Here is a 16997-nt window from a genome sequence, read left to right as displayed (position 1 = left end):
ATGACTCCTCGTGAACGGTGCTCAGGCCAGCGCGCGCGCCAGGGCGCAGAATCCGGCGAGATTCGCGCCGACAGTCAGCCAGAACAAGTGCCGGAACGGCATTTTGACGGTCTTGTGGCGCAGCCATTGTTGCGCCAGCAAGGCGCCGGGCCAGCCGCACGCCAGGCCCAGCAGCAGCAAATTCCGCTCGGCCGTGCGCCGCCCGCCGCGCCGGGCGGCCGCCTTGTCGCGCGCATACAGCGCGAAGCAGGCGGCGCTGGCCAGCACGTACGCCAGCCCCACCGCGGACGGCAGGCCCAGCGCCAGGGCGGCATAGGCGTACAGGGCAAGGAACAGCAGCAGCGGCGCGTAGGTCATGCCCTCAGCTTACGACATGAGTGTCCACCAAGCAATGCCCGCGCCACGCCATTCCGGTCCGTCGGTTAGCGACCGTACGGAGCGATCCCGCGCGAACGCCTACCCTTGCCCTTCGACGTCAACGCGGGAGAACATCATGAGCTTTGATTTGGGCAATCTGTTGCAGCAATACCTGGGCGGTGCCAATCCGAACGTCAACCCGGCGCAGGCCGAGAACGATTTCGACAGTGTGGCCCAGAACGTGCCGCGCGCGACCGTCGCGCAGGGCGTGACCCAGGCGCTGCGCTCCGACCAGACGCCGCCGTTCGGGCAGATGGTCAGCCAGCTATTCAGCAACAGCAATCCCGACCAGCGCGCCGGCATGCTGAACCATCTGCTGGCCAGCGTGGGACCGTCCGTGCTGTCGTCCGTGGCGGGCGGCGCGCTGGGCAACCTGCTGGGCGGCGGCCAGGCCCGCGTGTCGCCGGAACAGGCGAACCAGGTGTCGCCGGACCAGGTGCAGGAACTGGCGTCCAAGGCCGAACAGCAGAATCCCGGCATCGTCGACCGCATGGGCGACTTTTATGCCGAACACCCGACCCTGCTCAAGGCCATCGGCGGCGCGGCGCTGGCGATCGCGCTCGGCCATATGGCGCAGGGCATGCAGCAGCGCCATTGAGCGCATCCATCCATCACCGAAAAGGACTCGCTATGGGTATCCTGAGCAATATCTTCCACAAGATCTTCCCGTCCTCGCACCCCGCCGCGCAATCCGGCGGACAGGCCGACCCGGGCTCCCAGCAACGCGCGCCGCAGCCGACGCAACAGCCCGCGCAGCAACCGGCCCCGCAATCCGCGCAACAGCCGCAGGCGGCGCCGGCACCGGCGGCGATGCAGCAGGTCGACGTGGAAGCCGTCCTCAACAACATGCAGCAGCAGTCCGGCCAGCAACTGAACTGGCGCACGTCGATCGTCGACCTGCTCAAGCTGCTCGGCCTCGATTCCAGCCTGCAGTCGCGCAAGGAACTGGCCGCCGAGCTGCACTACACGGGCGATACCAACGACTCGGCCAGCATGAACATCTGGCTGCACCGCCAGGTCATGAACAAGCTGGCGGCCAACGGCGGCAAGGTGCCGGCCGACCTGAAGGACTAATCCGCCAGGCTGACGTTGGCCGGCGTGCCGCACGAAAAGCAATAGCGCGTGAAAGCGTTCTTGCGCGACGTGCACGCCGGGCAGCGGTCGAACAGGCCGATGCCGCAGTGCGGGCAATGGGCGAGGTGTTCGTCCTTGTAATTCGTCGCGCGCTCGCACGACGGGCATACGTTCTTGGCGATGCGCGCCATCGCCACGTCGTAACGCATCGTCGTGCGGCGCTGCGCGTCCGGCATGGCTTCGGCGGCCCGCTGGCGTTCCAGCCACGCGTGCAGCCAGCGGATCGCGTAGCGGCCGGCGACGACCGTCACGACGATGCCCACGCCATAGCGCACATAGCCGCCATAGCTGGGCAAGTACGGCACCAGCTCGACGAAAAACGCGAACAGCGCGAAAAAGATGAAGCCCCACGTGAACGGCCAGTACGTGCCGTTGCGCTTGTATTTGAACAGCGCGCCCGCCGCCAGCAGCAGCGGCAGGGTCACGCCGAGGCGGATCAGGAAGACTTTGCGCTCGGCCCGTTTCTCCGCTTCATACGCGGCCTGGCGTGCCGGTTCCAGCAACGCCTCGTAGGCGTCACCGTCTTTCTGCTGGGCCTGCTTGGCGTCGAGTTCGACCTGCTCCTGGGATTGGACTGCGGCGAGCGCGGCGCGTTCCGCCGCCACGAGTTTATCCAGCTCACGGTTGCGCGCGATCAGTTCAGTGTCCTGGTCGGGGCGCGCCGTCGCGTGGCGCGTCGCGATCCAGTTCTCGAAGGCGTCGCGCGCGCTCTTCGTGTTGGCCTGCGCCACGCGATGTTGCTGCTGGGCCTGCTCCAGCGCGGCGTCCGCCTTCTCGCGCGTGTCCTGCGCCTGCCGGACCGCGGCCTGCAGCGGCCCGGCCTTGGCCGGATCGAGAAATTGTTCGGGAGGCGGCACGGGCTCCAGGTACATCACGTTGTCGACGACCTGGTTGCCGAGCCCGATCAAAAAGCCGGCGAAGACGAACGCGACGATCCACAGCGCCCGGCGCATCCATTGCTCGGTCCAACGCAAACCCTTGTTCATGGTGCCGCTCCTCCATCGATGACGAAACCCGCAGCTTGCCATCAATACATGGAGCGGACCATAAGAAAGCGCAAAGCCATCGCCTTGCGCTACCTCACGTCGCGTCTGTCGCTACCCGCAGCGGATCAGAAGTAAGACAAACCGAGGGCCTTGCGCACCTCGTCCGTCGTGCGCGCCGCCACCTCGCGCGCCTTCATCGTGCCTTCCTTGAGGATCTGCATGACCTGGCCCTTGTCCTTGGCCAGTTCCTCGCGGCGGGCGCGGATCGGCGCCAGCATGTCTTGCAGGATGCCTTCCAGGCGTTTCTTGACGATGGAATCGCCCAGGCCGCCGCGCTGGTAATGCGCCTTCATCTCGGCGAGGCCGTCCTTGTCGGTATCGAAGGCGTCCAGGTAGAGGAAGGCGACGTTGCCTTCCAGGTGGCCGGGGTCCGAGACCTTCAGGTGCAGCGGGTCGGTGTAGACCATCTTGACGGCGGCGCGGATCTCGTCGGCGGACGCGCCCAGGTTGATGGTGTTGCCCAGCGACTTGCTCATCTTGGCCTTGCCGTCGATACCCGGCAGGCGGCCGACTTCCGGCACGATCGCCTTGCACTCGACGAGGATGTCGCGGCCGGCGTTGCGGTTGAACTTGCGCACGATCTCGTTGCACTGCTCGATCATCGGGATCTGGTCCTCGCCCACCGGCACGATGGTGGCCTTGAACGCGCTGATGTCGGCGGCCTGGCTCGCCGGGTAGGTGAGGAAGCCGGCCGGGATGTCGCGCTCGAAGCCGCGCAGCATGATTTCCTGCTTGACGGTCGGGTTGCGCTCGAGGCGCGCGACGGTCACGAGGTTCAGGTAATAGAAGGTCAGCTCGGCCAGTTCCGGGATCTGCGACTGGATCAGGATGGTCGACTTGGCCGGGTCGATCCCCACGGCAAGGTAATCGAGCGCCACCTCGATCACGTTCCGGTGTACCTTACCAATATCATCCATATTGTCCGTGAGCGCCTGGGCGTCCGCGAGCATGATGAACTGGCGATATTGGTCCTGGTAAGTGACGCGATTGCGCAGGCTGCCGACGAAGTGGCCGAGGTGCAGCGGCCCGGTGGGCCGGTCGCCAGTGAGGATGATGGGCGTGGTAGCGGTAGGGGTTTGCAGACTCATCGAGTTGTCCTTGGGTGGTTGACCGCCCTGCCTCGATCCTGCCGCGCCAACAAAAACGCCACCTTGGAATCGAGGCGGCGTTTCGGAATACCTATCCAATTCACTGGCCGCGCGCAATCAGCGGCGCCACCAGGTGAGAACAGGATGTGGATACGAAAAATTCATGGATGGCATGGTTGCAGGTTGACGCGCCGCTGTCAACCGCCACCGCTCGAAAGCCAAAACGCTTCCCCGACTTTTTTGCCAGATCGGGACCGTGCTGGATTTTTTGTTGCAATAAAACTAACAAACTGGTGATTTATGAATTCCACGAAGAGCACGAACAGCCACGCCCGCCCCCTCGAACTCTGGGGCGGCCTCGAATGCACCGTCAACCGCGTCCGCGACGACTACTTTCATCAGCTCGACCGTAACGGCCACGCCAGCAGGCCGGACGACATCGCCCGCTTCGCTTCCCTCGGCATCCGCGCCATCCGCTATCCCGTGCTGTGGGAGCGCACGGCGCCGGACGGCATCGAGCATGCCGACTGGACCTGGTCGGACGAACGCCTGAACGGCCTGCGCGACCACGGCATCACGCCGATCGCCGGCCTGATCCACCACGGCAGCGGTCCGCGCCACACGAGCCTCGTCGACCCCGCCTTCGCCGAACAACTGGCGGCGTATGCGGGCGCCGTCGCCGCGCGCTATCCGTGGATCGAGTACTACACGCCCGTCAACGAACCGTGCACGACGGCACGCTTCGCCGGCCTGTACGGCGTGTGGTATCCGCACGGCCGCGACGACCGCACGTTCGTGCAGGCGCTGCTGAACCAGTGCCGCGCCGTCGTGCTCGCCATGCGCGCGATCCGCGCCGTGAATCCGGATGCGAAGCTCGTGCAGACGGACGACCTCGGCAAGACCTACAGCACGCCCGAGATGGCCAAGGTGGCCGAGTTCTACAACGAGCGCCGCTGGCTCGCGTGGGACCTGCTGTGCGGCATGGTCGGCCCGGAACATCCGCTGTGGTCCTACCTGACGAAGACCGGCATCCCGGCCGCCGAATTCCTGTGGTTCCGCGAGAATACCTGCCCGCCGGACGTCATCGGCGTCAATTACTATGTCACGAGCGAACGCTGGCTCGATCACCGTCCCGACCGCTATCCGGCGCACCACCGCGGCACGGCCGACGGCATCCCCTGCGCCGACATCGAAGCGTCGCGCTCGCTCGCGACGCCGACCGCCGGCATCGCCCCGCTGCTGCACGAGATCTGGGACCGGTACCGCATCCCGCTGGCCGTCACCGAAGCCCACATCGACGCCAACCGCGAAGACCAGTTGCGCTGGCTGCTGGAAATCTGGGAAGCGGGCAAGGAAGTGCGCGCGAACGGCGTCGACCTGCGCGCGGTGACCGTGTGGTCGCTGCTCGGCTCGTTCGACTGGAACAGCCTCGTCACCCGCAACAACGGCTATTACGAACCGGGCCCGTTCGACGTGCGCGCGCCCGCGCCGCGCCCGACCGCCGTGGCGCGCATGATGCGCGAACTGTCGGCCGGCACGCCGCTGTCGCATCCGGTGCTGCGCGGCCAGGGCTGGTGGCGCCGTCCCGGCCGCTGGCTGTGCCAGCCGGTGGCGACGCCGGACGCCCTCACGTCGATCACGGCCGACGGCCACACGCTCGTCGGCAAGGACGCCGCGCCGGTCCTGATCACGGGCGCGACCGGCACGCTGGGCCGCGCCTTCGCCCGCATCTGCCGCAAGCGCAACCTGGCGTACCGCCTGCTGTCGCGCCAGGACATGGACATCACCGACCCCGATTCCGTCGAACGCGCGCTGGCGCGCCATCGTCCGTGGGCGGTGGTCAACACGGCCGGCTACGTGCGCGTGGACGAGGCCGAGCGCGATGCCGAGCGCTGCTTCCGCGAGAACGCGATCGGCCCGGCAATCCTCGCCGCCGCGTGCGCCCGCCACGGCGTGCACCTGACGACGTTCTCCAGCGATCTCGTGTTCGACGGCGCCCTCGACCGGCCGTATATCGAAACCGATACCGTCGCCCCGCTCAACGTCTACGGCCGCAGCAAGGCCGAGGCCGAGCTGCGCGTGCAGGACAAGCACCCGGGCGCCCTCGTCGTGCGCACGAGCGCCTTCTTCGGCCCGTGGGACAAGTACAACTTCGTCACCCTGGCGCTGGGCGCGCTGGAACGGGGCGAACCGTTCCGCGCCGCGCACGACATGGCCGTGTCGCCGACGTACGTGCCGGACCTCGTGCACGCCTGCCTCGACCTCGCGATCGACGGCGAATCCGGCGTCTGGCACCTGGCCAACGTGGGCACGCTGACCTGGGTCGAGCTGGCCGAACGCGCCGCGACGCGGGCCGGCGTGGACGCAAGCCGGCTGGAAGCCGTATCGACCGAATCGATCGGCTTCGCCGCGGCGCGGCCGCGCTACACCGGCATGCACAGCGAGCGCGGGATCCTGTTGCCGGGACTGGACCACGCGCTGTCCCGCTACCTCGAGCTGCGCAACGAGACCGACCAGGAGGAGTTGATCCTCACGGCGTAGGGTGGGCTCCCCGAGCCCACGCGTTAAAATTGGCGGGCCCCCCGTCCAATAAAGGCCTCACGTGCAAGAGCAACACGCCTTCCCCTTCCTGCGCGAAATCCTGCTGTTCCTCGCCCTCGCCGGCATCCTGATCCCGCTGCTGCAACGCCTGCGCATCAACCAGGTGCTGGGCTTCCTCGCCGTCGGCGCCCTCCTCGGACCGTTCGGCCTCGGACGCATGGCGCAGGACGTGCACCTGCTCGGCCTGCTCACGTTTCCCAACAACGCGAACGTGGCGATGCTGGCCGAGCTGGGCGTGCTGTTCCTGATGTTCATGATCGGCCTCGAACTGTCCGCCGCGCGCCTGTGGGCCATGCGGCGCTGGGTGTTCGGCACCGGCAGCGCGCAGGTGCTGCTGTGCGCCGCGCTGATCGGCGGCGCGACGTATGCCCTGATCGACCGCAGGCTCGACACGGCACTCGTGCTGGGCCTCGTGCTGTCGCTGTCGTCGACGGCCGTCGTGATGCAGCTGCTGGCCGAGAGCCAACGCACCGCGAGTCGCGTCGGCCAGGCCGCGTTCGCCGTGCTGATGCTGCAGGACCTTGCGGTCGTCCCGATCCTGATACTGGTCAAGGCGCTCGGCAAAGGCGGCGCCGGGGCGGACACGAACGTGGCGCTGATCGCCCTCCTCGCGATGGCCAAGGCGGCCGGCGCCATCGCGGTGATCTACCTGATCGGCGGCAAGGTCGTGCACCCACTGTTCCGCGCCTTCGCGCGGCATCGCCAGCCGGACGTGTTCATGGCGCTGATCCTGTTGTCGACGTTCGGCATCGCCGCGCTGTCGCACCTGGCCGGCCTGTCGATGGCGCTGGGCGCGCTGATCGCCGGCGTGCTGCTGGCGGAGACGGAATTCAAGCACGAGGTCGAGCTGATGGTCGAACCGTTCAAGGGCCTGCTCATGGGGCTGTTCTTCATGACGGTCGGGATGGGCATGGACCCGCTGCAGATCGTGCAGGCGCCGCTGTGGCTCGCCTGCGCGGTGCTCGGGCTCGTGCTGCTCAAGGGCGTCGTCATCGCGCCGCTGCTGCGGCTCGGCGGCCTGCCGTGGGGCCGCGCGCTCGAAGGCGGCCTGCTGCTGGGCCAGGGCGGCGAATTCGCGTTCATCGTCATCGGCGACGCGATCGCGGCGCAGCTGCTGGACGGCGCGCTCGGCGCGCGCGTGATGCTGGCCGTCGGCCTGTCGCTGTTCATCACGCCGCTGCTGGCGCGGATCGGCCACGCGATCGGCGAGCGCTCGGCCGCGCACGCGCATGCCGAACAGGCGCACCGGGACGACAACGAACTGGAACAAGCGCGGGGCCGCGTGATCATCGCCGGCTTCGGGCGCGTCGGGCAGCAGCTGGCCAAGCTGCTGGCGGCGCAGAACATCCCGTACGTCGCGTTCGAGAACGATGCGAAGATGGTCTCGCGCCTGCACGCGGACGGGGTGCCCGTCTACTTCGGCAACGCGGCGCGGCCGGAGCTGCTGCGCCGCGTGCACGCCGACGAAGCGCCCGCGATCGTGCTGACGATGGACCATCCCCCATCGGCGCTGCAGGCCGTGCGCGGCATCCGGCGCGAATTCCCGCACGTGCAGCTGTACGCGCGCTCGCGCGACGAAAAACATGCGCGCGCCCTCAAGCAGGCCGGCGCCAACGTCGTCGTGCCCGAGACATTGGAGGCGAGCCTGCAGTTGTCGGCCTTCGTGCTCGAAGGGATGGGACTGGACGAGCGCGTCGTCGACGACATCGTCGACCGCGAGCGCGACCAGTTCGCCGCGGCGCTCGACGACGCCCGCACGCGGGAGCGGGACGAGCGCGACGTATAATCCGCGCCGAGAACAACTCATCCATCGGAGACAGAATGGCATCCATTCCGAACGGACCGCACAACGGTCCGGATCATCGACTGCAAGGCGCGCTGGGCCACATCCGCGTGCTCGACCTGTCGCGCGTGCTGGCGGGCCCGTGGTGCTCGCAGAACCTGGCCGACCTCGGCGCCGACGTCATCAAGATCGAGCGGCCCGGCGCCGGCGACGACACGCGCGCCTGGGGCCCGCCGTATGCCCCGGACGCGTCCGGCCAGCCGACCACCGAAGCGGCCTATTACCTGTCCGCGAACCGCGGCAAGCGCTCGCTCACGGTCGACATCGCAGCAGAGCAAGGCCAGGCGCTGCTGCGCGAGCTGGTGCGCCATTGCGACGTCGTGCTGGAAAACTTCAAGGTCGGCCACCTGAAACGCTACGGCCTCGATTACGCCACGCTGAAGGCCATCAAGCCGGACCTCGTCTACTGCTCGATCACGGGCTTCGGCCAGGACGGGCCGTACGCGCACCGCGCCGGCTACGATTTCCTCATCCAGGGCATGGGCGGGCTGATGTCCGTCACGGGCGAGCGCGACGACCTGCCGGGCGGCGGGCCGCAAAAAGTCGGCGTGGCGCTGACCGACCTGATGACGGGCATGTACGCGACCGTCGCCGTGCTCGCGGCCCTCACGCACCGCGACCGCACGGGCGAAGGCCAGCACATCGACATGGCGCTTCTCGACACGCAGGTCGCGATGCTCGCGAACGTCGGCAGCAATTACCTGAACAGCGGCAAGCGGCCCAGGCGCTGGGGCAATGCGCACGCCAACATCGTGCCGTACCAGACGTTCGCGTGCAGCGACGGCCACATCATCGTCGCCGCCGGCAACGACGGCCAGTACCAGAAATTCGTCGAAGCGGGCGGTCGTCCGGAACTGGCGCGCGACCCGCGCTTCGCCACCAATCCGCTGCGCGTGCAGAACCGCGACGTGCTCGTGCCGCTGCTGGCCGACATGGTGCGCCGGCAGCCCCGCGACGCGTGGATCGCGATGCTGGAAGCCGTGGGCGTGCCGTGCGGTCCGATCAACGACCTGGACGAGGTGTTCGCCAACGACCAGGTGCGCGCACGCGGCATGGAGATCGCGCTGCCGCATCCGACCGCCGGCAACGTGAAACTGGTGCGCAGCCCGATGCGGATGTCGGCCACGCCGGCGACGAGCAGCCTCGCGCCGCCGCTGCTGGGCGAGCACACGGCCGAGGTCCTGCGCGACGTGCTGGGCAAGAACGATGAGGAGATCGCGGCCCTGCGCGCGGACGGCATTGTGTGACTGCGCCTCGCCAGCGAGTTGACAATTGATGAGCGGGCACGGATCATGGCGTCACCGTGCCATTTCGATATCCCGCCATGAACACCACACGCCTCCCCTTCTTCCTCGTCCTCGGCGCACTCGCCTGCGCGCCCGCCATGGCGCAGGAAGCGCCGGCATGGATCGGAAAACCGGACTGCCGCCTGGCCGCCGTGAAGCCGCCGCCCGCGCAGGCGCCCACCTGGAACGGCGGCTGCAAGGACGGTTACGCTGAAGGCAAGGGCGCGCTGGACTGGACGGATGCGGCCGGCAATCACTACAAGCTGGAAGCGGAATTCGCCGCGGGCCGGACGCGCGGCGAAGGCACGCTGCACTACCCGCACGGCTCGATCTACACAGGCACGCTCAAGGACGGCCGGCCGGACGGGCACGGCTATTTCCGCGAGCCGAACGGCGACCAGTACGAGGGCGACATCCGGGAGGGCAAGCTCATGGGGCCCGGCGAAGCGCTGTACGCGAACGGCGACGATTACAAGGGCGAGTTCAAGAACAACCAGCCTGACGGCACCGGCACGATCACCTGGGCGCTCGGCGGCCGCTACGAAGGCGGCTGGAAGAATGGCGAACCGAGCGGTCCGGGCAAGATCGTCTATGCGGGCGGCGCCGGGCGCGAAGTGGCAGTGCAGGACGGGCGCGATCCGGGCCGGCCGCGCGTCGTCGCGCCCGACGGCACCTACACGGTCAAACAGACATTCGCCACGATCGGCACGACGTTCCGGCGCGACGCGGCACGCGGCATTCCGGTGCCGCCCGAGCGGGGCTTCAAGGAATTGACCGCGGCGGAGCAGGCGATCGTCGCCAGCTGGTATCCCGCGCTCGCACCGGGGGACGAGCCGCCGTATCCGGCCAAGGGGCCCGCCGAGTTCCTCAGGGCGATAGTGAGCATCGTCAACAAGACGCTCGCGGAAGGCGAGGTCACCGTGTACGTGCTGGTGGGCACCGACGGCAAGGCCCGCAGCGTCAGGGCGATCGGCCTGAACGATCCCGAGGTGCGCAAGACCGTCGCGACCGTGGCCAGCCTGATGCAATACAAGCCGGCCGTCTGCGCCGGGCAGCCGTGCGAGATGGTCTATCCCTATCGCCTTGTGCTGGCGCTGGATCCCTGAACGCCACGGCACGGCGCCGTGGCGGCGTCAAGCGATCAGTGCAGCTTGTGCTTCAGGTCGGACAGCTCGGCGTGCACGCGGGTCACTGCCGCTTCCAGGTGGGCCGGCATGGTCGGCAGCGAGCGGCTGATGCGCTTGGCTTCGTCGCCCATGTCTTCGAGGTTGTCCACGCATTGCTGGATGCGCCGCTGGTCGTTCGACTGCATGACGCTCTGCGCCTGCTTTGCTTCGCGCGACAGCTTGTCGATCACGTTACGGATCTCGTCCGGTGCGTCGCCGGACTGTTTGCAGGCCTGTTCGGCCTCTTGAATGGTTTGCTGAATATGAGTGAATCGCTGCTGGATTTCGTTTGCTTGCAACATGACGTGCTCCTTGCATTGATGGCTCGTGTCCACATCCGCCGGGGATGCGGGGCTGGAGCGTCATGGTAGTCCTGTTGGGAATCGAGGGGCGCACGAACCGTATTGACGAGCTTGACGCCCGTTTCCGGAATCACCGGATTTGATGATGCAAACGTCGCGTGGGCACGGGGTGCCCACCATTGCGACGCATGCCGCTACGGATACTCGGCGTCGATTTCGGATCCCGCGTAATTTTCGAGCTCCACGAACAGCTGCGTCATGGGCACCCTGCCCGCGATGTTCTGCAGCAGGATGCTGTTGCGATAGCTCGCGATGCGGTCCGCGATGATGGCCTGGTGCGGCGCCGGGACGTGTTCCAGCAGCGCGGCCCAGCCGGCCTCGAAGTCCGGCTTGCTCTTGCGGACGGTCTGCACGAAGCGCTCGAATTCCTTCTGCCCCGTGCGCGCGACGATGCGCCCGCCGCCCTCGACGCCGAAGACGATCGCCAGTGCGATCACGCCTTCCGCATTCAGGTCCGGATCCTTGACGGGACCTTCCCAGTGATGCCGGCGCAGCCACTGGGCCGCGCGCACGACGGCCTGCACGTCCTTGCGCTGCTTGAGTTGCCCCAGGTAGCGCTCGTAGCCGGTCCACGTCTCGCCCGGGTCGGCCGTGCAGATGTCGACGAACAGTTCCTTGAGGCGCCGCTGCGAATACACGGGGTCGGCGTCGAACTCGCCGATCAGCGTGTCTTCCGGCAGCGCCGCGAGTTCGCGGATCAGGCGGAAGCCCTGCTGGAACACGTATTCCGCGCCCTCGCCCAGCAGCACGTCGAGCGCGTCCAGGTCGCCCTGGTCGTCGTCGCGCTGTTCCATCTCTTCCTTGACGAGATGTTCCAGGCCCAGCGACACGCCGCCGATGGTCAGCAGCTGCGCGCGCTGGATGCCCTCGGCCGTGCGGTCGTTGGTGAACTTCTCGGCCACCATCGCGGTGATGCCCGAGAGCTCGTCGGCCAGGGCGACCGCTTCGTCGGCGTCCGCGTGCGCGGCGATCAGCCGGATCGCGCGGATCAGCCGGGGCGGTTTTTCGATGACGATTGTCGGCAGCATCGCGCTTGCAAGCCCCGTCACGAGAAGATGTCCGTGCCGATGCTGCGGCGGCCGCTGCGGCGCGGCATGCTGCGCACGGACGGCACCTGCTTGCGCAGGCGGTACAGCAGCTCGCGCGTGCCGCGCTGCTGGAATTCCGTCTCTTCGTCCGGATCGTCCGGCAGCTCGACGTCCGCGAGGTCGGCCGTGTTGCGGTATTCCGGGAACAGTTCCAGCAGCGAGCGCTGCCAGCCGTCCTCGCTGGCCTTGGCCAGGTCGACGGCGAGCGGCACGACGTCGCTGTCCGACGTCGTGTGCACGTTGATGTGCGGGCCGCGGTTGTTGATCTCGCCCGCCACTTCGAGGATCTCGCGCGGCGCCAGCGACCACACGATGGCGAACGCGGTCGCGCCGTAGTCGGTGGCGGACGCTTCCGTCAGCAGTTCCTGGCGGCGGCCTTCGTCATCCGTCGCATAGACCACGCCGTGGATGTGGTTGAACAGGTTCTCGGCGATGCGCTCGGGATCGTCCTCGATCATGTCGTCCGGCCAGGTGGCGGCCAGGTAGGCGAGGCTCTCGGCCCATGCCTTGGGCGGCACGAGCAGCGTCGCGAGGGACGTCTTGGCCCCGTCGAAACCGGCCAGGTGCAGCGCCGTCACCTGCGGCGGCAAGGTGGACAGCACTTCGGCCACCGCGTAATCGCCATGCTCGTCGGCGGCCTGCGACAGCGCCTCCTCGGCGTGCTGCAGCGAACCGGCCAGCACGAGTTCGCCGACCTGCTTGCTCAGCGCGGGCAGATTGGATTTGTTGTCGTCGCTCATGCGCGCTCACCTCCATCCTGGTCGAACAGCTGGGAGAAATCGTCGCCGACCGAGGTCTCGTCGAGTTCCTCGTCGTCGCCTTCGTCGTCTCTGGCGAGCTGGTCCAGCGACTGGTCGTCGTCTTCCCAGCGGGCCTGGTTCTTGTACAGGAACGCCGTCACGATGGCCTGGCGCGCCAGCTCGGGATGGTTGTCGCAGACGGCCGCGTACATGGCGCGGCCCGCGTCGTCGCCGTCGCAGTTGGCCATGCCGAATACCTTCGCCGGATCGCCGCCTTCGTAATCGTAGGCTTCGCGGATCAGGCCTTTCGGGTCCGTGAAGCGGATGCGGTCGACGAGTGCGAACGCCATCATGTTGACGTCGTCGAGGCCGTCGCCGTTGGCGTATTCGGACACGAGGGCCTGCACCATCAGGTCGTAGTTCTTGCGGTTGGGCGGGTCACCCAGGGTGCCTTCGATCTGACCTTCGAGCTCGCGCGACTGGAACGCGAACTCCGGATGTACTTTTTTCATGGTTGACTCGTATTCTGTTGGATGGGCTCAGGCGGGAATGTTCACGCCGTTCAGGGCGAACACCGAGCGCCACAGTTCGAACGCCTCGCTTTCCGCGTCGAGCACGATGCGGTGATTCACGCTCTGGTCGTATTCCGCGCGCCTGGCCGGATCGGACAGGACCTCATAGGCCTTCGTGACGGCCTTGAAGCGCGCTTCCGCGCCCGGCGCCTGGTTGCGGTCCGGGTGGTAGCGCATGGCGAGCGAACGGTAGACCTTCTTGATGTCGTCGTCGCTGGCATTCGGCGCGACGCCGAGGATCGCGTATAAATTTTCCACTTGGAACCCTCCGGCTGTGGCCGAAAAAACATTAAACCGGGATTATCCTATAGAAAGCGCCAACTTGACAGGCCGCCACCGACGATGGCCCGCCCAGTATGCGGACTGGCGTCCGGGTGGACCGTGCGCTTGACCACATAGCGGCCCGGATGCCGTCTTCTACGGTAAAATGCTGGGAATCATACCCATCCAACAATAGGTTTCATGAGTAACGACAAGAACGCCGCGGCGGCCACCCCGTCACCGAATTTTGTCCGTGCGATCGTCGAATCCGACATCGCCGCGGGCACCCACACGCGTGCCGGCATGCCGTCCGTGATCACGCGCTTCCCGCCGGAGCCGAACGGCTACCTGCACGTGGGCCACGCCAAATCCATCTGCCTGAACTTCGGCCTGGCGCGCGACTACCAGGGCCGTTGCCACCTGCGTTTCGACGACACCAATCCGGAAAAAGAGGACCAGGAATACGTCGACACGATCATGGACAGCGTCAAGTGGCTGGGCTTCACGTGGGAGCAAGGCGGGCAGGCATACCTGCACTACGCCAGCGACTACTTCGACCAGTTGTACGCGATGGCCGAATACCTGATCGAGAACGGCAAGGCCTATGTCGACAGCCAGAGCGCGGAAGACATGTCGCGCAACCGCGGCAACTTCGGCACGCCGGGCACGAACTCGCCGTTCCGCGACCGTCCGGCGGCCGAATCGCTGCAGTTGTTCCGCGACATGAAGGCCGGCAAGTACAAGGATGGCGAGCACATCCTGCGCGCCAGGATGAGCGAGGATGCGATGTCCTCGCCCGTCATGACGAACCGCGACCCGGCCCTGTACCGCATCCGCCACGCGCATCACCACCGCACGGGCGACGCGTGGTGCATCTACCCGATGTACGACTACACGCACCCGATCTCGGACGCGCTGGAGAACATCACGCACTCGCTGTGCACCCTGGAGTTCCAGGACCACCGCCCGTTCTACGACTGGCTCGTGGAGACGCTGGCCGAGGGCGGCTTCTTCGAGCGCCCCGTGCCGCGCCAGTACGAATTCGCGCGCCTGAACCTGACCTATGTCGTCACGTCCAAGCGCAAGCTGCGCCAGCTCGTGGTCGACGGCGTCGTGTCCGGCTGGGACGACCCGCGCATGCCCACGATCGTCGGCCTGCGCCGCCGCGGCTACACACCGGAATCGATCCAGCTGTTCTGCGACCGCATCGGCGTCTCCAAGGCCGACGGCTGGATCGACATGAGCACGCTGGAAGGCGCCCTGCGCGACGACCTCGACCCGAAGGCCTCGCGTGCCGTGGCCGTGCTGCGTCCGCTCAAGCTGATCGTCGATAACTTCCCGGCAGACGAGACGGTCGAGTGCAGCGCGCCCGTCCACCCGCACCATCCGGATTGGGGCACCCGTTCGTTCCCGTTCTCGCGCGAACTGTGGATCGAGCAGGAAGACTTCATGGAAGTGCCGAGCAAGGGCTACCACCGCTTCACGCCGCCGACGGACGACAAGCCCGGTGCGCGCGTGCGCCTGAAATACGGTTTCGTTGCCGAGTGCACCGGTTTCGACAAGGACGCCGACGGCAACGTCGTCGCCGTGCACGTGAACTATTTCCCGGACTCGAAATCGGGCACGCCGGGCGCGGACACCTACAAGGTCAAGGGCAACATCACCTGGGTCAGCGCGCAACATGCGTTGGCCGCCGAGGTGCGCCTGTACGACCGCCTGTTCCTCGACCCGCAGCCGGACGGCGGCGGCAAGGACTTCATGAGCGTGCTGAATCCGAACGCGCTGGAAGTCGTGACCGCCTACCTGGAGCCGGGCCTGGCCCAGGCCGCGCCGGACCAGCGCTTCCAGTTCGAGCGCCACGGCTATTTCGTCGCCGACCGCGTCGACTCGCAACCCGGCAAGCCCGTGTTCAACCGTGTCACGACGCTCAAGGACAGCTGGGGCAAGTAATCCGCCCGATCCCGCAAGCCCGGTTCGATGCGTGAGCCGGGCTTGTTCCGCCCCTTCACCGGACGGTCACCGATGACTCACCCCGACAACTCACCGATCTGTTAGGTCCACCCGGCACGCAAGCCAAGTAAGTTGCAATAAACCAACACTACCTTGCCCGAACGCAAATCCTCATGTCGACGACGCTGAGAGACGCTTTTTCCGTCACCCGGTTCTCGTTCTGGGCCGGCGTCTTGCTGTCGACGCTGGTCGGCAGCCTGCTGTACGTCGACACCTCGCGCTCGATCGAAAGCGACGCCGAATCCCGCTTCATGAACGACGTCAAGTACGCGCAAGGCGCCATCGGCGTGCGTATCAAGTCCTATACCGACCTGCTGCGGGCGACCGGCAGCATGATCCAGAGCACCGATGCCCTGACCCACCGCAAGCTCCACGATTATGTGAACGGCCTCCAGCTCGATAAGCATTTCCCTGCGGTCGACTCGATCAATCTGGCGCTGTACGTGACCGAGGAACGGCGCAACGCATTCCTCGCCGGCCTGCGCGCCGAACTTCGGCCATATATCAATGTCCCGCTGAACATCTCTCCGCCGGGCGCGCGCGCCGCCTACCTTGTCGTCAGTTATATCGAACCGGACCTGTCCAGCCCCGGCCATTATGGGACGGACCTGTTGGCCAATCCCTATTTCGGCGGCCAGTTGCAGGTCGCGCGCGACACCGGCACGATGGCGGCGTCGGGCACGCGGATTCCCGCGCTGTCCAGGCCGAACGACGCCCACCTCGGCATGCGCATGCCGGTGTACCGTTGCGGCGCGCCGCTCGCCACCGTCGAACAGCGCCGCGCCGCCTATGTCGGCTCGCTGGGCATTGCCTTCAGCGTTCCGAAGCTCCTGCATGGCGTGATGGATGAAGTGGCGCTCGCGGACATGCGCATGACGCTCTACGACACGGGGCCGCGCGTGGACGCGTACGGGCGGGAGTTCCCATCCGCGCCGCGCACGCTGTTCGACAGCGTCGGCAGCGCAAGCGACCCGCGCCCTCCGCTCGCCGCCGGCGACGACGTGTTCACGGCGACCCTGCCGCTCGATTTCAACGGTCGCCCCTGGCAGGCCACCTTCAGCGTGCCGAAGGCCGCGCTGTACACGAAATTCGACGCTTATTATCCGAAGTTCATGATGGTGTTCGGCTTCCTCGGCTCGGTCATGCTGTACGCCCTGCTGCACACCTTAACGTCGTCGCGCCGCGCCGCCCTCGCGCTCGCCCGGGAAATGACGAGCGAACTGCGCGACAGCCAGGCCAAGCTGCAGCTGTCGCACCAGAAGCTCAGGCGCCTGGCCGACCACGCCTACCAGATCAAGGAAATGGAACGCAAGCGCATCGCGCGCGAGATCCACGACGACCTCGGCCAAAGCCTGCTCGCGCTGCGCATCGAGACCGAGCTGC

The 16997-nt window shown here is 67.0% G+C and carries 16 protein-coding genes; 8 read left to right on the top strand and 8 right to left on the bottom strand.

Annotated features, from left to right (window positions below):
* Nucleotides 1-21: 21 nt before the first annotated feature.
* Nucleotides 22-357, bottom strand: coding sequence for a DUF1294 domain-containing protein (locus tag U9J41_RS24185; protein WP_322404697.1), 336 nt, complete (start codon nucleotides 355-357; stop codon nucleotides 22-24).
* A gap of 136 nt (nucleotides 358-493) precedes the next feature.
* Between U9J41_RS24185 and U9J41_RS24180 the strand changes: the two genes are divergently transcribed.
* Together U9J41_RS24180 and U9J41_RS24175 are read left to right on the top strand one after the other, a co-directional pair.
* Nucleotides 494-1015, top strand: a complete 522-nt coding sequence (locus tag U9J41_RS24180) for a hypothetical protein (RefSeq protein WP_322404696.1) — start codon at nucleotides 494-496, stop codon at nucleotides 1013-1015.
* 32 nt (nucleotides 1016-1047) lie between these two features.
* Nucleotides 1048-1491 (top strand): DUF3597 domain-containing protein, encoded by a 444-nt coding sequence (locus tag U9J41_RS24175; RefSeq protein WP_322404695.1) that lies wholly within the window; start codon nucleotides 1048-1050, stop codon nucleotides 1489-1491.
* Here U9J41_RS24175 and U9J41_RS24170 read toward each other — a convergent pair.
* The gene (locus tag U9J41_RS24170) at nucleotides 1488-2537 is read right to left on the bottom strand and encodes a zinc ribbon domain-containing protein (protein ID WP_322404694.1); all 1050 of its coding nucleotides are present in this window, start codon (nucleotides 2535-2537) and stop codon (nucleotides 1488-1490) included. The two genes, U9J41_RS24175 and U9J41_RS24170, sit on opposite strands and share 4 nt — an antisense overlap.
* Before the next feature lie 125 nt (nucleotides 2538-2662).
* Nucleotides 2663-3685, bottom strand: coding sequence for a tryptophan--tRNA ligase (gene trpS, locus U9J41_RS24165; RefSeq protein WP_322404693.1), 1023 nt, complete (start codon nucleotides 3683-3685; stop codon nucleotides 2663-2665).
* Between the two features lie 300 nt (nucleotides 3686-3985).
* Between trpS and U9J41_RS24160 the strand changes: the two genes are divergently transcribed.
* The 4 genes from U9J41_RS24160 (at nucleotide 3986) to U9J41_RS24145 (ending at nucleotide 10521) form a co-directional block, all read left to right on the top strand.
* On the top strand, nucleotides 3986-6226 hold the full coding sequence (locus U9J41_RS24160) for a family 1 glycosylhydrolase (protein WP_322404692.1): 2241 nt from the start codon (nucleotides 3986-3988) through the stop codon (nucleotides 6224-6226).
* 61 nt (nucleotides 6227-6287) lie between these two features.
* Nucleotides 6288-8072, top strand: coding sequence for a cation:proton antiporter domain-containing protein (locus U9J41_RS24155; RefSeq protein ID WP_322404691.1), 1785 nt, complete (start codon nucleotides 6288-6290; stop codon nucleotides 8070-8072).
* A 35-nt stretch (nucleotides 8073-8107) separates the two neighbouring features.
* The gene (locus U9J41_RS24150; RefSeq protein ID WP_322404690.1) at nucleotides 8108-9376 is read left to right on the top strand and encodes a CaiB/BaiF CoA transferase family protein; all 1269 of its coding nucleotides are present in this window, start codon (nucleotides 8108-8110) and stop codon (nucleotides 9374-9376) included.
* A 77-nt stretch (nucleotides 9377-9453) separates the two neighbouring features.
* Nucleotides 9454-10521 carry a hypothetical protein gene (locus U9J41_RS24145; protein ID WP_322404689.1) on the top strand — a complete coding sequence of 356 codons (1068 nt, stop codon included), beginning with the start codon at nucleotides 9454-9456 and terminating at the stop codon, nucleotides 10519-10521.
* A 35-nt stretch (nucleotides 10522-10556) separates the two neighbouring features.
* Here U9J41_RS24145 and U9J41_RS24140 read toward each other — a convergent pair whose 3' ends face one another.
* From U9J41_RS24140 to U9J41_RS24120, 5 genes are all read right to left on the bottom strand, one after another.
* Entirely contained in the window at nucleotides 10557-10883 is a 327-nt protein-coding gene (locus U9J41_RS24140) for a hypothetical protein (protein WP_322404688.1), read from the bottom strand.
* 194 nt (nucleotides 10884-11077) lie between these two features.
* Nucleotides 11078-11971 (bottom strand): hypothetical protein, encoded by an 894-nt coding sequence (locus U9J41_RS24135; protein WP_322404687.1) that lies wholly within the window; start codon nucleotides 11969-11971, stop codon nucleotides 11078-11080.
* A gap of 17 nt (nucleotides 11972-11988) precedes the next feature.
* Nucleotides 11989-12771, bottom strand: coding sequence for a hypothetical protein (locus U9J41_RS24130; protein WP_322404686.1), 783 nt, complete (start codon nucleotides 12769-12771; stop codon nucleotides 11989-11991).
* Nucleotides 12768-13283 carry a hypothetical protein gene (locus U9J41_RS24125; protein ID WP_322404685.1) on the bottom strand — a complete coding sequence of 172 codons (516 nt, stop codon included), beginning with the start codon at nucleotides 13281-13283 and terminating at the stop codon, nucleotides 12768-12770. Before U9J41_RS24125 ends, U9J41_RS24130 begins: the two co-directional genes overlap by 4 nt.
* 27 nt (nucleotides 13284-13310) lie before the next feature.
* A complete protein-coding gene (locus U9J41_RS24120) occupies nucleotides 13311-13601 on the bottom strand; it encodes a DnaJ domain-containing protein (protein WP_056440682.1) in 291 nt (96 codons plus the stop codon).
* A gap of 204 nt (nucleotides 13602-13805) precedes the next feature.
* Here U9J41_RS24120 and U9J41_RS24115 point away from each other — a divergent pair, with 204 nt between their 5' ends.
* Both U9J41_RS24115 and U9J41_RS24110 read left to right on the top strand, forming a co-directional pair.
* A complete protein-coding gene (locus tag U9J41_RS24115; protein ID WP_322404684.1) occupies nucleotides 13806-15554 on the top strand; it encodes a glutamine--tRNA ligase/YqeY domain fusion protein in 1749 nt (582 codons plus the stop codon).
* Nucleotides 15555-15727: 173 nt separating this feature from the next.
* Nucleotides 15728-16997, top strand: a 1270-nt coding sequence (locus U9J41_RS24110) for a CHASE domain-containing protein (protein ID WP_322404683.1), incomplete at its 3' end; no start/stop codon positions are given.

It is taken from the genome of Massilia luteola (assembly GCF_034420155.1).
GTDB lineage: Bacteria > Pseudomonadota > Gammaproteobacteria > Burkholderiales > Burkholderiaceae_D > Telluria > Telluria luteola.
This window is presented reverse-complemented; position numbering and strand designations above follow the sequence as displayed.